20 protein-coding genes are annotated in these 20,579 nt (G+C 38.3%); 2 read left to right on the forward strand and 18 right to left on the reverse strand.

Annotation, left to right across the window (positions count from 1 at the left end):
- Nucleotides 1-2 precede the first annotated feature (2 nt).
- The 4 genes from buk to CVD27_RS23770 form a co-directional block, all read right to left on the reverse strand.
- Nucleotides 3-1,133 (reverse strand): butyrate kinase, encoded by a 1,131-nt coding sequence (buk, locus tag CVD27_RS23755; protein WP_374703100.1) that lies wholly within the window; start codon nt 1,131-1,133, stop codon nt 3-5.
- A gap of 120 nt (nt 1,134-1,253) precedes the next feature.
- Nucleotides 1,254-2,363, reverse strand: coding sequence for a branched-chain amino acid dehydrogenase (gene bcd / locus CVD27_RS23760; protein WP_101651276.1), 1,110 nt, complete (start codon nt 2,361-2,363; stop codon nt 1,254-1,256).
- A gap of 24 nt (nt 2,364-2,387) precedes the next feature.
- Entirely contained in the window at nt 2,388-3,293 is a 906-nt protein-coding gene (yqiS, locus tag CVD27_RS23765) for a phosphate butyryltransferase (RefSeq protein ID WP_101651074.1), read from the reverse strand.
- A gap of 129 nt (nt 3,294-3,422) precedes the next feature.
- Nucleotides 3,423-5,498, reverse strand: coding sequence for a sigma-54 interaction domain-containing protein (locus tag CVD27_RS23770; RefSeq protein ID WP_101651076.1), 2,076 nt, complete (start codon nt 5,496-5,498; stop codon nt 3,423-3,425).
- 182 nt (nt 5,499-5,680) lie between these two features.
- Here CVD27_RS23770 and CVD27_RS23775 point away from each other — a divergent pair, with 182 nt between their 5' ends.
- Nucleotides 5,681-5,914 (forward strand): DUF2627 domain-containing protein, encoded by a 234-nt coding sequence (locus CVD27_RS23775; RefSeq protein ID WP_101651078.1) that lies wholly within the window; start codon nt 5,681-5,683, stop codon nt 5,912-5,914.
- Between the two features lie 73 nt (nt 5,915-5,987).
- On the opposite strand, the gene CVD27_RS23780 is transcribed toward CVD27_RS23775, so the two are convergent.
- Nucleotides 5,988-6,716, reverse strand: a complete 729-nt coding sequence (locus CVD27_RS23780) for a glycerophosphodiester phosphodiesterase (protein WP_101651079.1) — start codon at nt 6,714-6,716, stop codon at nt 5,988-5,990.
- 38 nt (nt 6,717-6,754) lie between these two features.
- Here CVD27_RS23780 and CVD27_RS23785 point away from each other — a divergent pair, with 38 nt between their 5' ends.
- Nucleotides 6,755-6,892 carry a YycC family protein gene (locus CVD27_RS23785; RefSeq protein ID WP_101651082.1) on the forward strand — a complete coding sequence of 46 codons (138 nt, stop codon included), beginning with the start codon at nt 6,755-6,757 and terminating at the stop codon, nt 6,890-6,892.
- 68 nt (nt 6,893-6,960) lie between these two features.
- On the opposite strand, the gene spo0A is transcribed toward CVD27_RS23785, so the two are convergent.
- The 13 genes from spo0A to accC form a co-directional block, all read right to left on the reverse strand.
- Nucleotides 6,961-7,752 carry a sporulation transcription factor Spo0A gene (gene spo0A, locus CVD27_RS23790; RefSeq protein WP_101651084.1) on the reverse strand — a complete coding sequence of 264 codons (792 nt, stop codon included), beginning with the start codon at nt 7,750-7,752 and terminating at the stop codon, nt 6,961-6,963.
- 285 nt (nt 7,753-8,037) lie between these two features.
- Nucleotides 8,038-9,336 carry a SpoIVB peptidase gene (gene spoIVB / locus CVD27_RS23795; protein WP_374703101.1) on the reverse strand — a complete coding sequence of 433 codons (1,299 nt, stop codon included), beginning with the start codon at nt 9,334-9,336 and terminating at the stop codon, nt 8,038-8,040.
- 116 nt (nt 9,337-9,452) lie between these two features.
- Nucleotides 9,453-11,141: a DNA repair protein RecN gene (gene recN, locus CVD27_RS23800; RefSeq protein ID WP_101651089.1), complete on the reverse strand. Its 1,689-nt coding sequence runs from the start codon at nt 11,139-11,141 to the stop codon at nt 9,453-9,455.
- Nucleotides 11,142-11,157: 16 nt separating this feature from the next.
- Nucleotides 11,158-11,607: a transcriptional regulator AhrC/ArgR gene (ahrC, locus tag CVD27_RS23805; protein ID WP_101651091.1), complete on the reverse strand. Its 450-nt coding sequence runs from the start codon at nt 11,605-11,607 to the stop codon at nt 11,158-11,160.
- A gap of 135 nt (nt 11,608-11,742) precedes the next feature.
- Nucleotides 11,743-12,579: a TlyA family RNA methyltransferase gene (locus CVD27_RS23810; protein ID WP_101651093.1), complete on the reverse strand. Its 837-nt coding sequence runs from the start codon at nt 12,577-12,579 to the stop codon at nt 11,743-11,745.
- A 4-nt stretch (nt 12,580-12,583) separates the two neighbouring features.
- Nucleotides 12,584-14,485: a 1-deoxy-D-xylulose-5-phosphate synthase gene (gene dxs, locus CVD27_RS23815; RefSeq protein WP_101651095.1), complete on the reverse strand. Its 1,902-nt coding sequence runs from the start codon at nt 14,483-14,485 to the stop codon at nt 12,584-12,586.
- Nucleotides 14,486-14,648: 163 nt separating this feature from the next.
- On the reverse strand, nt 14,649-15,542 hold the full coding sequence (locus CVD27_RS23820) for a polyprenyl synthetase family protein (RefSeq protein WP_308301819.1): 894 nt from the start codon (nt 15,540-15,542) through the stop codon (nt 14,649-14,651).
- A gap of 3 nt (nt 15,543-15,545) precedes the next feature.
- Nucleotides 15,546-15,779: an exodeoxyribonuclease VII small subunit gene (locus tag CVD27_RS23825; protein WP_101651097.1), complete on the reverse strand. Its 234-nt coding sequence runs from the start codon at nt 15,777-15,779 to the stop codon at nt 15,546-15,548.
- The gene (gene xseA, locus CVD27_RS23830; protein ID WP_101651099.1) at nt 15,772-17,127 is read right to left on the reverse strand and encodes an exodeoxyribonuclease VII large subunit; all 1,356 of its coding nucleotides are present in this window, start codon (nt 17,125-17,127) and stop codon (nt 15,772-15,774) included. The genes CVD27_RS23825 and xseA overlap by 8 nt, the downstream gene beginning before the upstream one ends.
- Before the next feature lie 119 nt (nt 17,128-17,246).
- Nucleotides 17,247-18,104: a bifunctional methylenetetrahydrofolate dehydrogenase/methenyltetrahydrofolate cyclohydrolase FolD gene (folD, locus tag CVD27_RS23835; RefSeq protein ID WP_101651100.1), complete on the reverse strand. Its 858-nt coding sequence runs from the start codon at nt 18,102-18,104 to the stop codon at nt 17,247-17,249.
- A gap of 34 nt (nt 18,105-18,138) precedes the next feature.
- On the reverse strand, nt 18,139-18,534 hold the full coding sequence (gene nusB, locus CVD27_RS23840; protein ID WP_101651102.1) for a transcription antitermination factor NusB: 396 nt from the start codon (nt 18,532-18,534) through the stop codon (nt 18,139-18,141).
- A gap of 256 nt (nt 18,535-18,790) precedes the next feature.
- Nucleotides 18,791-19,198 carry an Asp23/Gls24 family envelope stress response protein gene (locus CVD27_RS23845; RefSeq protein ID WP_101651104.1) on the reverse strand — a complete coding sequence of 136 codons (408 nt, stop codon included), beginning with the start codon at nt 19,196-19,198 and terminating at the stop codon, nt 18,791-18,793.
- 18 nt (nt 19,199-19,216) lie between these two features.
- Entirely contained in the window at nt 19,217-20,572 is a 1,356-nt protein-coding gene (accC, locus tag CVD27_RS23850) for an acetyl-CoA carboxylase biotin carboxylase subunit (RefSeq protein WP_101651105.1), read from the reverse strand.
- Nucleotides 20,573-20,579 lie beyond the last annotated feature (7 nt).

Consider the following 20,579-nt stretch of genomic DNA (forward strand, 5'->3'; position numbering starts at 1 on the left):
CATTAGATTTTTGCAGTTGAAAAATTTCCAGGATATATTTTTACTTCTTCTTCTCCGCTTAAAACCCGAAGCGCTCCTTCTGCCAAAGCCTGAAGTTCATCTTCACCAGGATGTACAATTACGTCTGCTATCCAATTAATCCTATCACTTATTAGTTTGACAAATGCTTTTCCGCAAGCAAGGCCTCCCGTTAAGACAATAATATCCACCTTGCCCGAAATAACCGTACTGCAGGCACCAATCTCTTTTGCCACTTGATAGGCCATAGCTTCATAAATTAGTTTGGCCCTTTTATCACCCGCAGCAATTCGTTGTTCTACCTCCACCGCATCATTTGTTCCGAGGTAGCCGACTAGTCCCCCTTGCCCGACAAGTCTTTTCATAATTTCTTCCCGATAATGTTCTCCCGAGTAGCAAAGTGCAATTAAATCACCTGCGGGCACCGTACCTGCCCTTTCAGGACTAAACGGCCCGTCACCGTGCAGACCATTGTTTACGTCTACTACCTTGCCTTGATGGTGGACACCTACTGTAATCCCACCGCCCATATGGGCAATAATGAGATTCATATCACTGTATTCTCTTCCGAGTTCTTTTGCTACTCTTCTAGCCACTGCTTTTTGGTTTAAGGCATGAAAGATACTTTTTCTCTCAATCAAGGAAAAACCAGATACTCTAGCGATTGGTGCAAGTTCGTCAACAACGACAGGATCCACGATAAATGCAGGTATATTAAGACCTGAAGCAATCTCGTATGCGACTATGCCGCCTAAATTCGATGCATGCTGCCCTGAATAACCCGAATGCAAATCCTTTAGCATTAAGTCATTAACTGCATAGGTTCCCCCTTCAATAGGCCTTAATAATCCACCGCGGCCACAAACAGCTGATAATTTTGATATATTAATCCCTTCATTATCCAGTGTTTCCAAAATTGCGGTTTTTCTAAATTGATATTGGTCAATAATATTAGCAAAAGAATTAATTTTTTTAGTATCGTGACGGATCGTTTTTTCAAATATAGAGACTTCACTATCAAAAACGCCAATTTTAGTGGATGTTGATCCTGGGTTAATGGTTAGTATCCGATATTTAGTAGCTGACAACGTCGTAACCTCCACTTTTAAAAGCATCTAACTAAAGGCAAATGCGCTGAACCACAATTCAGCGCTCTGCCTTTACATGACCTTTTCCCTATCCGAAATGAATTTAATAAACCATTGGATTAGTTAGTCAAGCCTCTTTGGGCTTTGTTACCTTGAAATACGGTGACTTAAGATATGATGGCCATTTTGTAAGAACTGGCTTCTAGAGTTACGGATTCTTGCAATTCTTTCTTCTGCCATTCTGTCCGCAGCAACATAGGTTGGGATGGCGTCCCGTTTAGAAATTTCAATTACTTTCTCTATTGTTGTATAAAGCTGTTCAACCTTTTTCATCGCACGTTCTTGATTGTATCCATAAAGCTCATCAGCTACATTAATAACACCACCAGCGTTAATTACATAATCCGGGGCATAAACGATACCCATTTCATGAATGATATCTCCATGGCGGGCATCTTTTAATTGGTTATTTGCAGAACCCGCGATGACTCTTGCCTTTAATTGTGGAATGGTTTCATCATTAATGGTTGCCCCTAATGCACATGGAGCATAAATATCACACTCTACCCCATAAATATTTTCAGGATCTACAGCCTGAGCACCAAAGGCTTCTACAGCGCGATTAACTGCTTCCTTATTTATGTCGGTAACAATAAGCTGCGCCCCTTCTTTATGCAAATATTCACAGAGAGTATAAGCAACATTTCCGATCCCTTGAACAGCAACCACTTTTCCTTCAAGGGAATCTGTACCAAAGGCTTCTTTCGCAGCTGCTTTCATACCGCGATAAACACCAAAAGCAGTCACTGGAGAAGGATTTCCGGAAGATCCAAATGCCGGAGAAATCCCTGTTACAAAATCAGTCTCTTCGTGGATAATATCCATATCAGACACAGTAGTACCTACATCCTCAGCAGTAATATACCGGCCATTTAAACCTTGAATATACCGGCCGAAGGCTCTAAATAATGCTTCACTTTTGTCTTTACGAGGATCACCAATAATAACTGTTTTTCCACCACCAAGATTTAACCCCGCAGCAGCGTTTTTATAAGTCATTCCTCTCGCTAGGCGAAGAGCATCTTCAATGGCTGCTTCTTCTGATGCATATGTCCACATTCGGGTGCCTCCTAATGCTGGACCAAGTGTTGTATCATGAATAGCAATAATTGCCTTTAAACCTGATTCTTTATCTTGACAAAAAACTAATTGTTCATAATCATATTTCTCTAAATATTTAAAGATCTCCATAGAAATATTCCTCCTCAAATGGGTAAAAATCTACTTTTTTACACAGCATAAAGCTAAAGCAAGAGAATAAAGCTTGCTTTCTGCTGAATCAGCTCTGGATGTAAGTACAATTGGAGCACTTGCTCCAGCAAGTAAAGCACCAACCTTTGCCTGAGCAAAGTAAATTAATGATTTATATAAAACATTTCCAACTTCAATCGTTGGTACCAATAGTATATCTGCTTTACCGGCTACATCACTTTTAATCCCTTTGTGTTCTGCTGCTATATCAGAAATAGCATTATCAAGACCAAGGGGGCCATCGACAATGCATTCGGATATTTGTCCTCGTTTATTCATCATTGTTAATGCGGCAGCATCAAGCGTTGCCTGCATATTGGGATTAACCGCTTCAACCGCTGCAATTACAGCTACTTTTGGGAATTCTATCCCGACCGACTTTGCAAGTGTAACCGCGTTTCTTAAGATTTGTGCTTTTTGGACTAAGTCAGGCGCAATATTCATTGCTGCATCCGTAACTAGGAGCAATTGATTGAAACCGGGGATTTCAAAGAATGCAATATGTGATAAAACATTCCCGGTTCTAAGTCCATATTCCTTATCCAAAACGGCTTTTAATAAAATATTGGTAGGGATATTTCCTTTCATTAGTACATTAGCTTGTTTGTTTGACACAGACTGAACCGCAGATTTTGCAGCATCTCCTACAGAATCTGTATGAATTATTTTTAATTTATGATTATTCAGCAGCTCTGGTTTTTGCAATTTAATAAGTGAAGTGATTTTTTCTTTGTCGCCGAAAAGAATAAATTCAGCAAGATTACGAATTAACGCATCAATTACTGCCTCAATGACTTCAGCAGTGTCTGCAGCAGCTATTGCAACCGTACTTCGGTCATCCCGGGTTGCTTTGTCAATCAGTGAGTCTAGCAACAAGCAGTCATCAACCCTTTCTCCATTTCCTGCAATCCACTATAAAATATGCAAGTTCTATGCCAAAACACCTTTATGTATACGTTTTATTTTCCTCTTCCGACGAGCGCAATAATTTTCACACTATGAAAATTATTGCATGCCGTTTTTTTCAAGATTGAATTTTTCAAGTTTATAATAAAGATTCCTTACTGAAAGCCCCAATGTTTTTGCAGTTAATGTTTTATTACCATTTAATCGTGAAAGTGTCTCTTGGATAATCTTTGCTTCATATTCCTCTACCATCTCCGGCAAGGTCTTTTCTAATGTATGGTTTTCACTTGAATGACTACCAGCAGATTCATTTCTGAAATGTTTAATTCTTAATTCAGGAAGATGATGGACATCTATTAATGATTCATTATATTTCATAAAAATAATTGCCCGGCCAAGAATATTCTCTAACTCCCTTACATTCCCCGGCCAGTCATAGTCTATTAATTGATTTAGAGCTTCTTTTGTTACACCTTCTACATTTCTTCCATAGTCACGGTTGATTTTTTCAATCAGCCGGTCGCATAAAACAGGGATTTCCTCTTTCCTTTTTCGAAGTGGGGGAATTTGAATGGGCATACGATTTAATCGATAATATAAGTCTTCCCTAAACGAACCTTTGGCAATACCCTTTTCCAGATTTACATTTGTTGCAGCAATGATTCTTACATTTATGTTAATAGGTTTGGTTCCGCCTACACGGATAATTTCACCTTCTTGGAGCACTCTTAAGAGCTTGGCCTGCGTATTAGCAGACAACTCCCCTATCTCATCCAAAAAGATACTGCCGTTGTTTGCCTCCTCAAAAAGTCCACGTTTCCCTCCTCTTACAGCCCCAGAAAAGGCCCCTTCCTCATAGCCAAATAATTCACTTTCTAATAATGATTCAGAAATAGCCGCACAATTCACGCGAATAAATTTATTGTATTTTCTGTCACTTGCATTATGTATAGCATGAGCAAACAGCTCTTTCCCTGTTCCTGATTCTCCCCTCAGCAGTACAGTTGCCGGTGTTTTAGCTCCAAGCTTTGCCTGCTCAATCGCAATCACCATTTCCTCCGAGATCCCTATTATATCTTCGAAGGTATATTTTGCTTCAAGAGTTCGAATGATTTGCCTAGCACGGCTCAACTCTCTGCTTAATGATTTCATTTCAGACATATCATGAATGACTCCCACACTGCCTTTTAATTTCCCCTTTACAATAATCGGAGCTACATTCACGATAACTTCTCGTTTGTTTGGTCCGACCCTCATAGGTACACCACGTACAGCCCTTCTCGTTTGTAAAACTCTCATATGCATGCTTTCACCTTCAGAAATGTCAGCTGTAGCCGGTTTACCGATCACTTGATCTTGTGTAAGACCTGTAAGGCGAGTGTAGGCAGGGTTAATAAGAAGTCCACACCCAGTTTCATCGACGACGGAAATGGCATCATCACTTGAATGGATAATGGCTTGCAGCATCGTTTGGATTTCCTTTAAATCCGTAATTTCCTCCGCTAGTTTAACGACTTCTGTTATATCTTTAAACACGGCAAATGCCCCAATTAACGTTCCATTTTCTTCAATGATCGGAATACGGGTTGTAATAATTTTCCTCCCGTTATTTAAGACCATCTCTTGGTTAGATTCCGTTCTTCTTGTTTTTAAAATTAATAAAAGCCTGCTGGTTGGGATCACTTCAAGAACATCCTTTCCAATTGCCTGTTCTTTTTTCACTCCCATAATCTCTTCCGCTCTTTTATTAAAGAGAATGACTTTTCCTTCACGGTCGATTACCAGCATTCCATCATTGGCTGTATTAAAAATAAGTTCCTGTTTATAAGAATCATTTTGAAGCTTGGTGACAAGTTCCTCCTTTTCTTCCATTAACCTCGATACCAAAAAGGCCACACTACCCGGAATTAAAACTGTCTGTCTATTTTTAGTACTTCTTATTTCTTTAAATACTTCATCATCACCTGTAACTTCAATAATGATATCTATATTTTCATTTAAAAATTGCTGCCAGCTTGTCCCTGTTTTAATTCCTTCATTACGCGCAAGAATCATCCCTGGTGCATTTTCATTGCGGTCAATAACAACATGTACGTTAAGTACTTCCGATTCTTTTAATATTTTTAAGATTGCCGTTCCACCTTTACCAGCTCCAACAATCATAATGTTTTGCATTGAATTTACCCCTTTGATAATAGGAAATTTTTTTCATTGTGTAAAGGAAACTTTATGCAGTTCTTTTCATTTCTATTTTATAACTAAACCATACTCCTTGACAATTTTCTACTATGTAATAGGTTTTGGTTGCGATATAATGATATAGAAGTCTTGAAATTGTTAATCGGAAGGATTTATTTATGATACGTATTATTGCCCTCATCATTTTAGTCATTCCAGGTGCACTAGCAGCCTTAGGAATTAAATTAATGCGTGATATGACATTTGGAATTCTCCAGGCACCCTTTCCAAGTTTATGGCTGCAATTTTTAGCAGGACTGGTATTTTTTATCGGAGGTCTTGGATTTGTAGCAGGATTCATTTTTCATCGGGATCGTAAGAGGAATAAAGTACAGAGTAAATTTAAACGATAGGTTTTGTAGAGGTTAAAAAGGAGAGGCTGTTCACTTAGAACTGCACTCTCCTTTTAAGTTGAATTTTTATTTTTTAAAGCCTGTTCTCATATTGTTTTCTTATACGTATGGCCTTAACTGGATCATCTGTAATAATGGCCGTACAGTTAATATTAAAAAGCCTATGCATGTCTGCCTCTTTGTTCACTGTATAAGGACGGACAGCAATACCATTATCCATCGTATTGGTGAAAATATTGTCAGACATCGCTGAATGTTTAGGATGAATCCCTTTGGATCTGATTGATTGAGCATAAACCCAGGGCATATAGATGCTTTCAATAAACAAGGGCGCCGTTTCTATTTCGGGTGCGATTCGATAGCTATATACAATACTGTAATGATTAAACGAAGAAATAATAATCCGATTAGATAAGCCGTAGCTTCTAACAAGCTGAACCACTTTTTCTTCCATACCTTCATACGGAAGGAGACCGTTTTTCAATTCAATGTTACAGATTAAATTATTGGTTTGCAGCCATTCTAACACTTCTTTTAAGGATGGGATTTGTTCTTTTTTCAACCCTTTTTTGTTAGCATTTAATTTTCTAATTTCTTTAAATAAAAAATCTTTTACAAATCCACTTCCGGTTGTTGTTCTATCTACTTTTTCATCATGAATGACAACCACTTCGCCATCCTTTGTCAACTGAACATCAAGTTCTAATCCATCAGCTCCAGCTTTTTCCGCTTCAAAAAAGGCACCCATAGTATTTTCGGCAAATGAGGCGGAGTAGCCACGATGAGCAAATATTTGTGTCATTTTTTTCACTTCCCAAATCTAAATTGGAGGAATTAAGCATGAAACCATTACAACTATCGGCAGAAACTGCATTAAAACTATCAAAGGAATTAAATATATCGTTAGAACAGCTTATGCATTTGCCTCAACATATTCTTATAAAAAAATTGATGGAAGTAGAAAAGAAAGAAAAATAACGAATTTAATTAAAATAGAAAGGCCTTCATTCAAGTGATGAAGGCCTTTTTACGTATTACTGTTCTTTTCAAGAAGCCTTATGTTCAAGGCGTAATTTATCTGCTACCATCGCAATAAATTCACTGTTAGTAGGCTTTGCTTTCGACATGCTTACTGTATAGCCGAATAAGGAGGAAATGGAATCAATATTACCACGGCTCCAGGCCACTTCGATAGCATGACGAATGGCACGTTCTACACGGCTTGCCGTTGTATTATACTTTTTTGCAATATCCGGGTATAGTACTTTTGTGATTGAACCCAAAAGTTCGATATCGTTATAAACCATAGATATGGCCTCACGTAAATATAGATACCCTTTGATATGCGCTGGAACACCAATTTCATGGATAATACTAGTGATACTCGCATCGAGATTTTTTGGTTTTTGCTCGGACTGCGAACGATAGCTTACGGTTGGTGCCTTTCGTGTAAATGTATTTGTATTACCGCTAACCTGACGAATGTGATTACCTAGATTCTCCATATCGAAAGGTTTTAAGATAAAGTAGGAGGCACCAAGTTCAACAGCCTTTTTGGTTACATCTTCTTGACCAAATGCTGTCAGCATAATTACATTTGGAATTGTTCCTTTTTTCACATCACGTAAACGTTCTAGAACTGCTAACCCATCGAGATGCGGCATGATGATATCCAACACAAGTACATCAGGATCTACAGATGCAAGCATATCTAAACATTCTTGACCATTATGCGCAATACCAGCAACTTCCATATCGTCTTGGGAAGAAATATAGTCCTCTAATAACCCAACTAACTCCCTATTATCATCAACAACACATACCTTTATTTTCTTCAATTCCAGTTCCTCCCTTATCCAAATCCAGTCTCTATTTACAATCGAACATTAAAATCATTTATTTTTCTCATAATTCTATTCTAAATTAGAAATTCGACAATGCAACAAAAATTCCTCTCATTTTTTTAATAATTGTTAAAATAGTGATAAAATCTTATCTTTTCTTTGTTTTACTTCCTTTTTCGACTTAAATCGCATAATTACCATAATATAACTGGCTTTTGTCGAAAAATCTATTTCCAAAAAAGAAGCAAAATAGGTATTTACGCCTATTTTGCTTGAAAATTAACTAGCTTTATCCTTTGGTGTTTCGTATATATTAATTCCAGCTTCATTCAGCATCCACTCAATATGAACTCCATAGCCTGATGTAGGATCATTGACAAAGACATGGGTTACAGCTCCAACAAGCTTACCATTTTGAATAATTGGGCTTCCACTCATCCCCTGTACAATGCCTCCTGTTTTTTCAAGCAGCTTTGGATCGGTTACTTTGATAACCATGCCTTTTGTGGCCGGAAACTTTTGCGGGATTGTACTAACAATTTCAATATCAAACTCTTCTACTTTGTCATCATTAACCACGGTTAAAATTTTAGCAGGTCCTTCTTTAACCTGATGTGATAAAGCAATTGGAAGTGGTTTATCCAATATTCCATTTTTTAAATCCTTGTTTAATTCTCCGAAGATTCCAAACGGGCTATTCTTTTGAATATTTCCAACAATTTCATGGTCTGAAGAAAAACGTGCAAGTTTTTCACCTGGGTCTCCATTGCTGCCTTTTTCAATTGAAGTGACAGTCGAACGAACAATTTGACCATCTTCTACAACAATTGGTTTTTTTGTATCCATGTCTGAAATCACATGACCAAGGGCACCATACTTTTTAGATTGTGGATGAACAAAGGTCATGGTTCCAATTCCTGCTGCAGAATCTCTAATATACAATCCAAGCTTATAAGTGTTTTCCCCTTTATCTTTTAAGGGAGTCAGCTTGGTTTTAAATTTTCCACTTTCTCGGCTGATGACTAGATTGAGGGGTTTACCATCTTGCCCTGCCGATTGGACATATGGGGCTACGTCTGTCATTTTCTCAATTTTACTGCCATTGATTTCGGTAATGATGTCTCCTACTTTAATTCCTGCAATTTCACCTGGAGATTTTTTTCCGTTTGTTGTGTTGATTAGATGGTGACCAACCACCAATACTCCAACCGTATTTAATTTTACACCGATTGATTGTCCGCCTGGTAAAACACGAAAGTCTTTTAAGACACGTACATCGACCTTTTTAATGGGGATCCCTGCATACTCTAAAAGCATTTCATTCTTGCCGTGTTCGTTAGCTTTAACAGATACCGACGTTTTTTCCTGATTTAGTGTGATATTTGAATTGTGAGAACTAAGGGCGGCTGTTACCGGGGCAGCCTTTTGAAACGTATAATCTTGTCCTTCAAAAACAGTTATTGATTTTGGTATTGAAAGGTATTGCTGTAAGGGCTGAAAAAAAATAAGGCTAATTAATGAAACAAGGAGAATTCCACCAATAATCTTTCTAATTATTTCTAACTTCAAATCCTTCACTCTCCTCGCTTCTTTTCACTGCACTTATAAAAATGGCTACATCTATAATTTTGCCTCCTTGACAATCATTTATAACTTGCTTCAACATAAAAAAGCTACCCAATTTGGATAGCTTTTCATTTTATCTTATTTTTACCAGCTAATTGCAATAATTCTTCTGCATGTTTTTTGGTTAAATCGGTGATTTCCGTACCAGATATCATCCGGCCTATTTCTTTTATTTTCTCGTTTGTCTTTAACGGTGTTACAGAGGTTTTGGTGCGGCCGCCCTTAATAATTTTTGCAATAAACAAGTGTGTATCAGCCATAGCTGCCACTTGTGGTAAATGAGAAATACAAAGCACTTGAGAACCGGAAGCCACTTTATAAATCTTTTCAGCAATGGATTGGGCTACTCTTCCACTGACTCCGGTATCGACTTCATCAAAGATAATCGAAGTTACCCCTTGGTGTTTGGAGAAGATACTTTTTAATGCCAGCATGATACGGGACAATTCTCCTCCAGAGGCCACCTTTGATAAGGGTTTAAGTGGTTCACCAGGATTCGTTGAAATATAAAACTCTACGTGGTCAACACCATTCTTCGAAAAATGATGGGATTCAGATTCAATTCGAATTTCAAAAATAGTTTTCTCCATATAGAGTTCTTTTAATTCTTTATGGATTAATTTTGTAAGCTTCTCTGCCCATTTGTGGCGAAGTTCTGTTAATTGTTTTGCTTCAAGGACTAAGTCTTTCTTAATAGACGTTAATTCCTTTTCTAGTTCACCAATATGCGTTTCTTTGTTTTGAAGGGTTTCAATTTCTTCCTCTATCTTGGCGGCATATTCTAAAATCTCTACGATTGTTTTACCATATTTTCGTTTTAACTGATTAATTTCATTTAAACGTCCTTCAATTTCATTTAATCTCTGCGGGTCATACTCTAGGACGTCCAGTTCATTTCGTAAAGTATATGCTGCGTCCTCTAATAAGTAAAAACTATTTGAAACCGAATCAGATAGCTCTTTGTAATTTGAATCAAGTGCAGCGGCGTCTTCAAGAGACCCCATAACTACTCCCATCCAATCAAGCCCCTTTTGTTCACCTTTTAAAGCATTATAGGCCGTTTGAATCGCTTCAAATACTTTTTCGAAATTCCCTAATCTATTCTTCTCCTCAGCAAGTTCTTCATCTTCATTCGGCTTTAAATTTGCCTTTTGAATTTCATCTAATTGGAATTGTATTAAATCCAACCGATGAGCTGTCTGCTGATCATTTTCACTCAATAATTTAAGTTTATGCAATGTCTGCTCGTAACGTCTAAATACCTGTGAGTATTCATCTTGTGCCGGATTAATTTCTTCCGTTCCAAATTGGTCAAGTAATGGCAAATGTCTTGTTTCATCCATTAGCTCTTGATGTTCATGCTGACCATGGATATCTACAAGTGTTGCACCTAATTCCCTCAGGATAGAGATCGTCACAAGTTTTCCATTTATTCGGCAAACACTTTTCCCGCTTCGGGCAATGTCACGCCTTAAAATGACCATTCCTTCCTCAATATCAATTCCAAACTCATATGCTTTTAACATCACTGGATGGTTTGGATCATCTATTTGAAATAGCCCCTCAATTACAGCCTTTTCTTCACCATGCCGGACAAATTCAGCTGATCCTCTGCCTCCGACTAGTAAGTGAATAGCATCAATGATAATGGATTTACCTGCACCTGTTTCCCCAGTTAATACTGTTAAACCTTTTTCAAACGAGATAGATAAGTCTTCAATAATGGCGAAATTTTTAATTGATAGTTCTGCTAACAAAGAACTCTCCCCCAATTTAAAGCATGTCAAGGAACCGGTTTGTAATAACCTCTGTATCTTCAGGTGTTCGACAAATTATTAACATTGTATCGTCACCACATATTGTTCCTAATATTTCATCCCAATCGAGATTGTCAATAAGTGCACCTATTGCCATAGCATTTCCAGGTAAACATTTCATCACGAGTAAATGCCCCGCTGAGTCAATTCTGACAAATGCGTCAATAAGTGCTCGTTTCAGTTTTTGCAGCGGGTTAAATCGCTGGTCTGCCGGCAAGCTGTATTTATAGCGTCCATCTGTTAAAGGTACTTTCACTAAATGTAATTCTTTAATATCTCTTGAGACGGTTGCCTGTGTTACGTTATAACCTGCGCTTTTTAACTCATCCACTAACTCATCCTGCGTTTCAATATCATTGCTTGCAATGATTTCTCTTATTTTAATATGACGTTGACCTTTATTCATCTTTTCACCCCGTATAAAAGAACATTAGAGAATTTATCCAAATGTCCTATCTACCAATATGTTAGCCCATTTTTTAAGGAATGTACATTTTTTTATAAAAATACATTCACATGCAAAAGGATAGGCTTTTTTTGCCTACCCTTCTTCATTCTTTGTATGAAGTTCTTTATGGGATTCTTCCACAATTTCAGCTGGCTGAATCTGGAGTTGATTAATCCCTGTCTCTTGTTCACCTTCCCATAGGAGATGGAGCAAGAATTCTATATTTCCGTCTCCTCCAGTAATAGGGGAATAGGATAAATCTTTGACTACATAACCTTCCTTAATGGAAAAGTTAATGATCTTTTCTATAACCTGCAAATGAACTTTTTGATCTCGGACAATTCCTTTTTTGCCAACTTGTTCACGTCCAGCCTCAAATTGAGGTTTTACTAAGGCAATAATATCACTCCCAGGGATTAAAAGAGTCTTTAGTACAGGTAGGATTAAAGTCAATGAAATAAATGATACATCGATGGTAGCAAAATTCGGCATTTCCCGGCTTAAATCAGCTGGCGTAACATAGCGAAAGTTCGTTCTTTCCATTACGACCACCCGTTCATCTTGACGCAGCTTCCAGGCTAACTGATTATAACCAACATCAAGTGCATAGGACATATTAGCTCCATTTTGCAGTGCACAATCTGTAAACCCTCCAGTTGAAGCCCCGATATCCAATAATACTTTGTCTTGAACATTCACATCAAAAACTTTTAATGCCTTTTCAAGCTTTAATCCGCCCCTGCTAACATACGGAAGAACATTCCCTTTTATATTTAAAGGAATATCAACCTTGACTTTCTCACCTGGTTTATCAAGACGTTCTTCATTTGTGTACACCAATCCTGCCATAATGGCTCTTTTTGCCTTTTCCCTAGTCTCAATCAGGCCTCTTTCTACTAATAAAACATCTAAACGCTCTTTATTTTTCATGAATTTATGCCCTTTGTTGTTTTTTTCTGGCCTTCGCTAAAACGGAAGTTCTCTTTATCACTTCTTCTGTAGTTAAACCGATTTCCTCCAGTAAGGAGTCAACATCACCGTGTTCAATAAACTTATCTGGAATTCCCATTCTATCAATAATTGCATGGTGGTATCCCTGAGACTGGGCATATTCAAGAATTGCACTGCCAAATCCACCCTGTAAAATGGCCTCCTCAAGGGTCAGAATCGGTATATTTTTTTCCAGAAGTGCTGTCAGCATGGTTTCATCCATCGGTTTTATAAACCTTGCATTGATTACCTTAATAGAAAAACCCTGCTTTTCAAGATTCTTCGCAGCATCCATTGCCATTGGAATCGTAGTACCAAAGGTTAAAATCGCCGCATCTGTTCCTTCCTTTAGTGTCTCCCAAGTTCCAATCGGGATATTATGGAATTCTTCATCCATCTCTACTCCCAATCCATTTCCGCGCGGAAACCTCATGGCGATTGGTCCATCGTTATAATTTAAAGCCGTATAAACCATATGCTGACCTTCATTTTCGTCTTTCGGCATCATTAGAACCATGTTTGGAATATGCCGTAAAAAAGCAATATCAAATACTCCTTGATGTGTTTCGCCATCGGCTCCTACTAAACCAGCACGGTCGATCCCAATAAAAACATTTAAATTTTGCCTGCAAATATCGTGCAGGACTTGGTCATAGGCACGTTGTAAAAAGGTTGAATAAATCGCTAAGAATGGCTTCATATTTTGGGTTGCTAATCCCGCTGCCACTGTGGCAGCATGCTGTTCTGCAATCCCCACATCAAACATTCGGTCAGGAAACTCACCTGCAAAGCCCTCTAGCTTCGAACCAACAGGCATTGCTGGAGTTATTGCCACAATTCTTTCATCTTTTCTTGCTAGCTTTCGGACAGTTTCGCTTACAACACTGCTCCATGCAGGAGGTTGTTTTTTAGTTGGTTTAACAAAAGCACCTGTGTCCATTTTATATGGCCCAGTCCCGTGCCACGTCCCAATTTTGTCACTCTCAGCCGGCCTAAAACCCTTCCCCTTTTTCGTAATAACATGGAGAAGGACAGGCCCCTCCGTCTTTTTTGCATATTGGAGGTTTTCAAATAAATTTTCAAAATTATGGCCATCAATGGGTCCTAAATAGGTAAAGCCAAGTTCTTCGAAGAACATGCCTGAAACAACCAAATATTTGAGGCTATCCTTGATTCTTTCCGCTGTCGCAGCGAGTTTTCCGCCAACTGCAGGAACTTTTTTCAAAAGTACTTCGAGTTCATCTTTTACCCATTGATATTTACCTGCGGTCCTCAATTGCCCAAGAATATTATGCAGAGCACCTACATTGGGAGCAATTGACATCTCATTATCATTAAGAACCACAATCATGTCCTTTTTTTCATGACCAATGTGATTTAAGGCTTCAAGCGCCATTCCACCTGTTAAAGCACCATCACCGATAACAGGAACAACAAATGATTTCTCTTTTTTCAAGTCCCGTGCAATCGCCATTCCCATGGCAGCAGAAAGAGAAGTAGAGCTGTGTCCTGTCTCCCAGACATCATGTTCACTTTCAACACGTTTCGGGAATCCGCATAAACCCTTAAACTTCCTTAAGGTATCAAATTCACAAGCCCTTCCGGTTAAAATTTTATGAACATAAGATTGATGTCCAACATCCCAAATGAGTTTATCCTTTGGACTATCAAAGCATTTATGTAGAGCGATTGTTAATTCCACCACTCCCAAATTGGGCCCGATATGGCCTCCAGTCACAGACAATTTTTCAATTAAAAACTCGCGTATTTCCTGACTAAGAGCTTCAAGCTCCTGATTCGACATCCCTTTTAAGAAGGATGGGTCCTTGATTGATAATAAATCCATTTTTGGACCACTCACTTTCATACTTTTTCGTTCTTTACTATTTTATTACTAGTATTGGTATCTATATCTGAAAAAATAGCCGCTAACACACTAAGTGATAACGGCAATTCAACATTCTCCGCATTTTGAGATCCATAAGAACATATAATTACTGCCTAAACACCTAATGATCCCTTGAAGCAACTAAATCCGTTATCTCGTTTAGAAGAGTGGTATTTAAGTCTGTCTTTTCTAAGTAATCTTTTGACAGTTTAATCTGATTTTCAAGGGCAGCTTTTGCCCCTTCCAAGGATAATAGTTGTGGATAGGTGCTTTTTTGGTTAACTGTATCACTGCCAACTGGCTTTCCAATAAGTTGTTGATTGCCTATCAAGTCTAGAATATCATCCTGTATTTGGAAAGCAAGTCCAAGGTGATGAGCAAAGGCCGACAAGTTATGTAAAAGGCTGGCATTTGCCTGAGCCATTATGGCTCCTGCTACCACACTAAATTTTAGCAGCTTACCTGTTTTGTGAATATGTATATATTCTAGTTCCTCAAGAGAAAGGGCCTTGCCCTCTCCTTCCATATCAGCCACTTGACCGCCTACCATTCCCTCAGCACCAGCTGCTTTAGCCATTTCAATTACCAATTTCATTTTCGCAGATGGAGGCGTAAAATTTTCAGACAGCATATTTATTACTTCAAAACTATAAGTTAACAACGCATCCCCTGCAAGGATTGCAATGGCATCTCCAAAAACTTTATGATTGGTGGGCTTACCTCTTCTTAAGTCATCATTATCCATGCTGGGCAGGTCATCATGTATTAAAGAATAGGTATGAATCATTTCGATTGCACAAGCAGCCTGAATCCCTTTTTTAGGGTCAATTCCAAAAGCATCTAAGGTAGCAAACAGTAATAATGGGCGAATTCTTTTACCGCCTGCTTCAAGTGAATAAATCATTGAATCCTTAATTACGGAAGGGGCATCCAGTCTTTCTACCAGTCCTCGAAGTTCCCGATTAAGCAATAGCTGATATTCTTTTTTAAACGCATCAAGTAACCCGGTTTTCAAGCCCTAATCCTCCTCTGGAATAGAAAAACGCTCTTTACGACCATCCTCCGTAATAATTTGCGTAAGCTGTTCTTCCACAGTTTTTAATTTATCATGACAAAGTTTTGAAAGTTCCATACCTTCTTTATAGAAAGTAATAGCTTCTTCTAATGGAACGTCGCCTTCTTCAAGCTTTTCTACAATTTGTTCAAGCTTAGACATTGCCTCTTCGAAGGTTAAAGTTTTTTCATTAGTCACTAGCTTTTCTCTCCTTTATTGTTTCCACATTACAGTAAAGGCTTCCATCAGTTAATTGAATTTGTACTTGCTCATTCACCTTTACCTGCTTCACACTTTTAACTAACAGATTATCCTCTGTATAGGCCAAACTATATCCCCGTTCCATTATTTTAAGGGGACTTAACGCCTGCAAGGTAGAAAGAATCCGGTCAAACTCTGTATGTTTTTTTTCGTATATTTGAGCAACGGTCCGATAAAGATCCTTTTGAGTTCGTTCAAAACGTTTTTTTGCCTCCTGCAGTCCTTCATTTGGGTGATTTCGCTGCAATCGTTTCGATAATATCTCATGCTGACCTTTTTTTACTAAGGACAATCTCGAGGTACCGCGCACTAACATTTCAGTTAACCGGTCCACCTGCTCAAGCTTTTGCTCATAAAGACGGTGTGGATATCGAAAGGCATATGATTTTTGAACACGATTTAAACGTTCTTTTTCAAACTTGAATTTTCCACTCATGCTGCGAATCAAACGGGCTTGCCGCTGTAATACTCTGTCCACCAGTTCTTCTATATGCGGGACAGCTAGCTCTGCTGCGCCTGTAGGTGTAGGTGCTCGTAAGTCAGCAACAAAATCAGCAATAGTAAAGTCGGTTTCATGGCCAACTGCTGATATGATCGGAATTTTGGATGAAAAGATTGCCCGTGCAGTTATTTCTTCATTAAAAGCCCATAATTCTTCAATGGACCCTCCACCCCGCCCCACAATTAAGACATCGATTTCCTCCATGTTATTGGCCATTTCTATGGCTTTAGCGATGGACGGTGCAGCGTTGTCTCCTTGAACGAGTGCTGGTAATACAAGAATATTAGCAATTGGATAACGCCTTTTGATGGTAGTAATAACATCTCTAATAGCAGCCCCAGTAGGAGAGGTTATTACACCGACGGTTCTCGGATACTGAGGAATGGCCTTCTTCGTTTCTGGAGCAAATAACCCTTCCGATTCTAACCTTTGTTTAAGTTGTTCATATGCTAAAAATAATTCACCAATGCCATCCGGCTGCATCTCTCTAATATAAATTTGGTATTGACCACTTGGTTCATATACACTGATTTCACCCTTAACTATTACCTTCATACCGTTTTCTGGTGAAAACTTCATAAAACGGGATTGTCCGGCAAACATTACTGCAAGAATCCGCGCTTTCTCATCCTTTAATGTAAAATACATATGTCCGCTAGAATGCTGCTTGAAATTTGAAATTTCGCCTCTAACGTGGACTTCTCGTAAATGGGGATCAGCGTCAAATTTCCGCTTTATGTATTTGGTTAAAGCATTCACTGATAAATATCTTTGATCCTGCATGTGAAGCTCCTTTTGACGAAAGAATAAAACTGTCCTTATCTATTATACAATTAGCTCTATTGTTTGTCTGTAAAAACACAAAATAGCTAATTGTAATAAGATAAGGACAATCATTTTACCTAATCTCGATTTAGACTTTCTGCAGCAGATTTAACAGTATTATACATAAGCATGGTAATGGTCATAGGGCCAACTCCTTTTGGAACCGGAGTGATATAACCAGCCTTTTTCGCTACTTCATCAAAAGCAACATCACCGCAAAGTTTACCAGCTTCATTTCGGTTTATCCCAACATCAATAATAACAGCCCCATCCTTAACATGCTCTGCTTTTATAAAGTTTGGAATTCCAACCGCTGCGACAAGGATATCAGCTTGGTTTGTATGTAATGGTAAATCTTTTGTTTTTGAATGACAGTAGGTAACTGTCGCATCTTGATTTAGGAATAATTGACCAACTGGCTTTCCAACAATATTACTTCTTCCTACTACGACGACATGTTTACCAGGAATGGAAATACCAGTTTCCTCGAGTAACACCATTATCCCATACGGAGTACAAGGTAAAAATGCATTTTGGCCAGTCATCATTCTGCCAATATTGATTGGGTGGAAACCATCTACATCCTTTGACGGAGAAATCGATTCAATTACCTTCTTTTCATCAATATGCTTTGGAAGTGGCAACTGTACCAAGATTCCATGTATATCAGGTGTTTCGTTTAATTCGGCGATTTTCGCTAATAATTCTTCTTCTGAAACCTCTTCTTGCATTTCAATTAATATTGAGTTCATTCCTAGTTCATGACATGCCTTTTCCTTATTTCTTACATAGGTCCTTGATGCATGATTATTCCCTACTAGAATTACAGCTAATCCTGGTGTAACGCCAAGATTTTTAAGTCTTATAACCTCTTCGGCAATTTCAACCCTTTTTTTCTCTGCAATTTCTTTTCCGTTGATAATTTGTGCTGTCATCATTGTTCCTCCCAGTCCCTAGAAAAATAGTTAATTAATTATTATGAAGTGTTTCTTTTATCTTAGATAAAACACTATTAATAAACTTACTTGATTGGTCATCTCCGTAAACTTTAGCTATCTCTATGGCTTCATCTAAAACAACATTTTCCGGAATTTCTCGAGAAAATTTTAATTCATAGGCAGCCATTCTTAATAAATTTCTATCAACTGTTGCTAATCGGTCTAAAGACCACTTTTCAAGATTTTCACTAATAAGATGATCAATTGAAGTCTTTTGTTCAACAACTCCCAAAACCAAATGGGTCAGGTAATCGTCATTCTGCTCGCCTTCTAAGACATGTTCAATTGCTAATGATGGTTCTGTATTACTAACATCAATTTGAAAAAGAGCCTGTAACGCCTTTTCCCTAGCTGTTCTTCTTTTCATTTTACCGTTTACTCCTTTATCTATATTAACTAATTTTTGCTAATTTTCGCACATGAACTCGCACTTATCATTTAAAACTAGCATGCACATAAAAAGATAATAGCATAACTAAAATGGAATCGCACTGTATGTCTCATTATTTTATAAAGGAAGAATTAACCTAATAGAGATGGTTTATCTTCATATGTAAATTCCTAAGGATGGACTTACAAAAATAGAAGAACCAAAGGATCCAATACCTTTGGTTCTTAGAATATTATAGCTCAGAGTCAATTTCCTGTTCATTCTTTAGGGTCTCAAATTGAATTCCCACAACATGAATATTTACTTCCTCTGCATCTAAGGCAGTCATATTCAACAAGGCCTGACGAATATTATCCTGCACCTTGCCTGCAACAGCTGGAATGGACATACCGAACTTCATTAAACAATATACGTCTACTTTTATCCCGGTTTCAGTCAGTTCTACTTTAACACCTTTACCGTGATTCTTTTTCCCTAGACGTTCCACAACTCCTGTGGCAAAATTTCCGCGCATCCCAGAGACACCTTCTACTTCGGATGCAGCAATTCCGGCAATAACCTCAATTACCTCAGGGGCAATTTCAATTTTGCCATGACCATTGTTTCCTTGATCCATTTCCAAGACACTAAATTCGCTCATTTAAAACACCTCCAGATTTTAGACAGACTTCATCACATCATACAATTCCAGAAATTTCGTATTAAAATTGCCTTCAACAAATTTCTCATGCTCCAACAATTTTAAATGGAACGGTATGGTTGTATGAATTCCTTCTACAACAAACTCACTTAATGCCCGTTTCATTCTTGAGATTGCTTCTTCTCTGGTGCTGCCATATGCGATGACCTTCGCAATCATGGAATCGTAGTAGGGCGGAATGGTATATCCCGGATACGCTGCTGAATCAATACGAACTCCTAACCCACCAGGCGGTAAATACATCTTAATTTTACCAGCAGAAGGAAGAAAATTCTTCTCTGGATTTTCTGCATTAATCCTGCACTCAATTGCCCAGCCTGTAAAAGTAACATCCTGCTGTTTGATGGTTAGTTTTTCGCCATTTGCCACTCGAATTTGTTCTTTTATAAGGTCGATACCAGTAACCATTTCAGTCACAGGGTGTTCCACCTGTATTCTTGTGTTCATTTCCATAAAATAAAACTTGCGATTGCGGTAGTCATATATAAATTCTACCGTGCCTGCACCCGAATAATCAACTGCTTTGGCAGCCTTTACGGCTGCAGTTCCCATTTCTTCACGAATCTCACCATCTAAAGCCGGTGAAGGCGATTCTTCCAACAGCTTTTGAAGCCGGCGCTGAATAGAGCAATCTCTTTCACCTAAGTGAATCGCATTTCCATGTTTATCACCTAGTACTTGTATCTCCACATGTCGGAAATCCTCAATATATTTTTCTATGTAAACACCAGAATTTCCGAAAGCTGTCAATGCTTCCTGTTGTGTAATATTAATTCCTTTTATTAATTCCTGTTCATTTCTCGCGACACGGATCCCTTTACCACCGCCGCCTGCAGTTGCCTTAATAATGACAGGATAGTCAATTTGTTTTACTAGTTCCAGCGCTTCATCAATATCATTAATAATACCTGTAGAACCTGGGACAATAGGTACGCCTGCTTCCCTCATGGTTTCCCTTGCGACGTCCTTCGTGCCCATCTTATTAATTGCTTCCGGGCTTGGGCCGACAAATGTAATATTACACTCACGGCAAAGTTCTGCAAAGTCTGCATTTTCAGCAAGAAACCCATATCCTGGGTGAATCGCATCACAAGCGGTTAATTTTGCAACACTAATAATATTTGTAACGTTTAAATAACTGTCTTTTGAAGATGTTGGTCCTATACAATAGGCTTCATCTGCGAGTTGGACATGAAGGGCTTCACGGTCGGCTTCAGAATACACCGCAACCGATTCAATCCCCATTTCCCGGCAGGCACGAATAATCCTGACGGCAATTTCTCCTCTGTTTGCAATTAACAGTTTCTTAATCATCCTGTTA

This window comes from Neobacillus cucumis (assembly GCF_002860255.1).
Lineage (GTDB): Bacteria > Bacillota > Bacilli > Bacillales > Cytobacillaceae > Neobacillus > Neobacillus cucumis_A.

What these genes read in the sequence shown, in the direction of transcription:
- buk (WP_374703100.1), bottom strand. Translation starts at nt 1,133, where the DNA reads ATGCTTTTAAAAGTGGAGGTTACGACGTTGTCAGCTACTAAATATCGG.
- CVD27_RS23770 (WP_101651076.1), bottom strand. Translation starts at nt 5,498, where the DNA reads ATGCAAAACATTATGATTGTTGGAGCTGGTAAAGGTGGAACGGCAATC.
- CVD27_RS23775 (WP_101651078.1), top strand. Translation starts at nt 5,681, where the DNA reads ATGATACGTATTATTGCCCTCATCATTTTAGTCATTCCAGGTGCACTA.
- CVD27_RS23780 (WP_101651079.1), bottom strand. Translation starts at nt 6,716, where the DNA reads ATGACACAAATATTTGCTCATCGTGGCTACTCCGCCTCATTTGCCGAA.
- CVD27_RS23785 (WP_101651082.1), top strand. Translation starts at nt 6,755, where the DNA reads ATGAAACCATTACAACTATCGGCAGAAACTGCATTAAAACTATCAAAG.
- ahrC (WP_101651091.1), bottom strand. Translation starts at nt 11,607, where the DNA reads ATGAATAAAGGTCAACGTCATATTAAAATAAGAGAAATCATTGCAAGC.
- CVD27_RS23810 (WP_101651093.1), bottom strand. Translation starts at nt 12,579, where the DNA reads ATGAAAAATAAAGAGCGTTTAGATGTTTTATTAGTAGAAAGAGGCCTG.
- dxs (WP_101651095.1), bottom strand. Translation starts at nt 14,485, where the DNA reads ATGGATTTATTATCAATCAAGGACCCATCCTTCTTAAAAGGGATGTCG.
- xseA (WP_101651099.1), bottom strand. Translation starts at nt 17,127, where the DNA reads ATGCAGGATCAAAGATATTTATCAGTGAATGCTTTAACCAAATACATA.
- folD (WP_101651100.1), bottom strand. Translation starts at nt 18,104, where the DNA reads ATGACAGCACAAATTATCAACGGAAAAGAAATTGCAGAGAAAAAAAGG.
- nusB (WP_101651102.1), bottom strand. Translation starts at nt 18,534, where the DNA reads ATGAAAAGAAGAACAGCTAGGGAAAAGGCGTTACAGGCTCTTTTTCAA.
- CVD27_RS23845 (WP_101651104.1), bottom strand. Translation starts at nt 19,198, where the DNA reads ATGAGCGAATTTAGTGTCTTGGAAATGGATCAAGGAAACAATGGTCAT.
- accC (WP_101651105.1), bottom strand. Translation starts at nt 20,572, where the DNA reads ATGATTAAGAAACTGTTAATTGCAAACAGAGGAGAAATTGCCGTCAGG.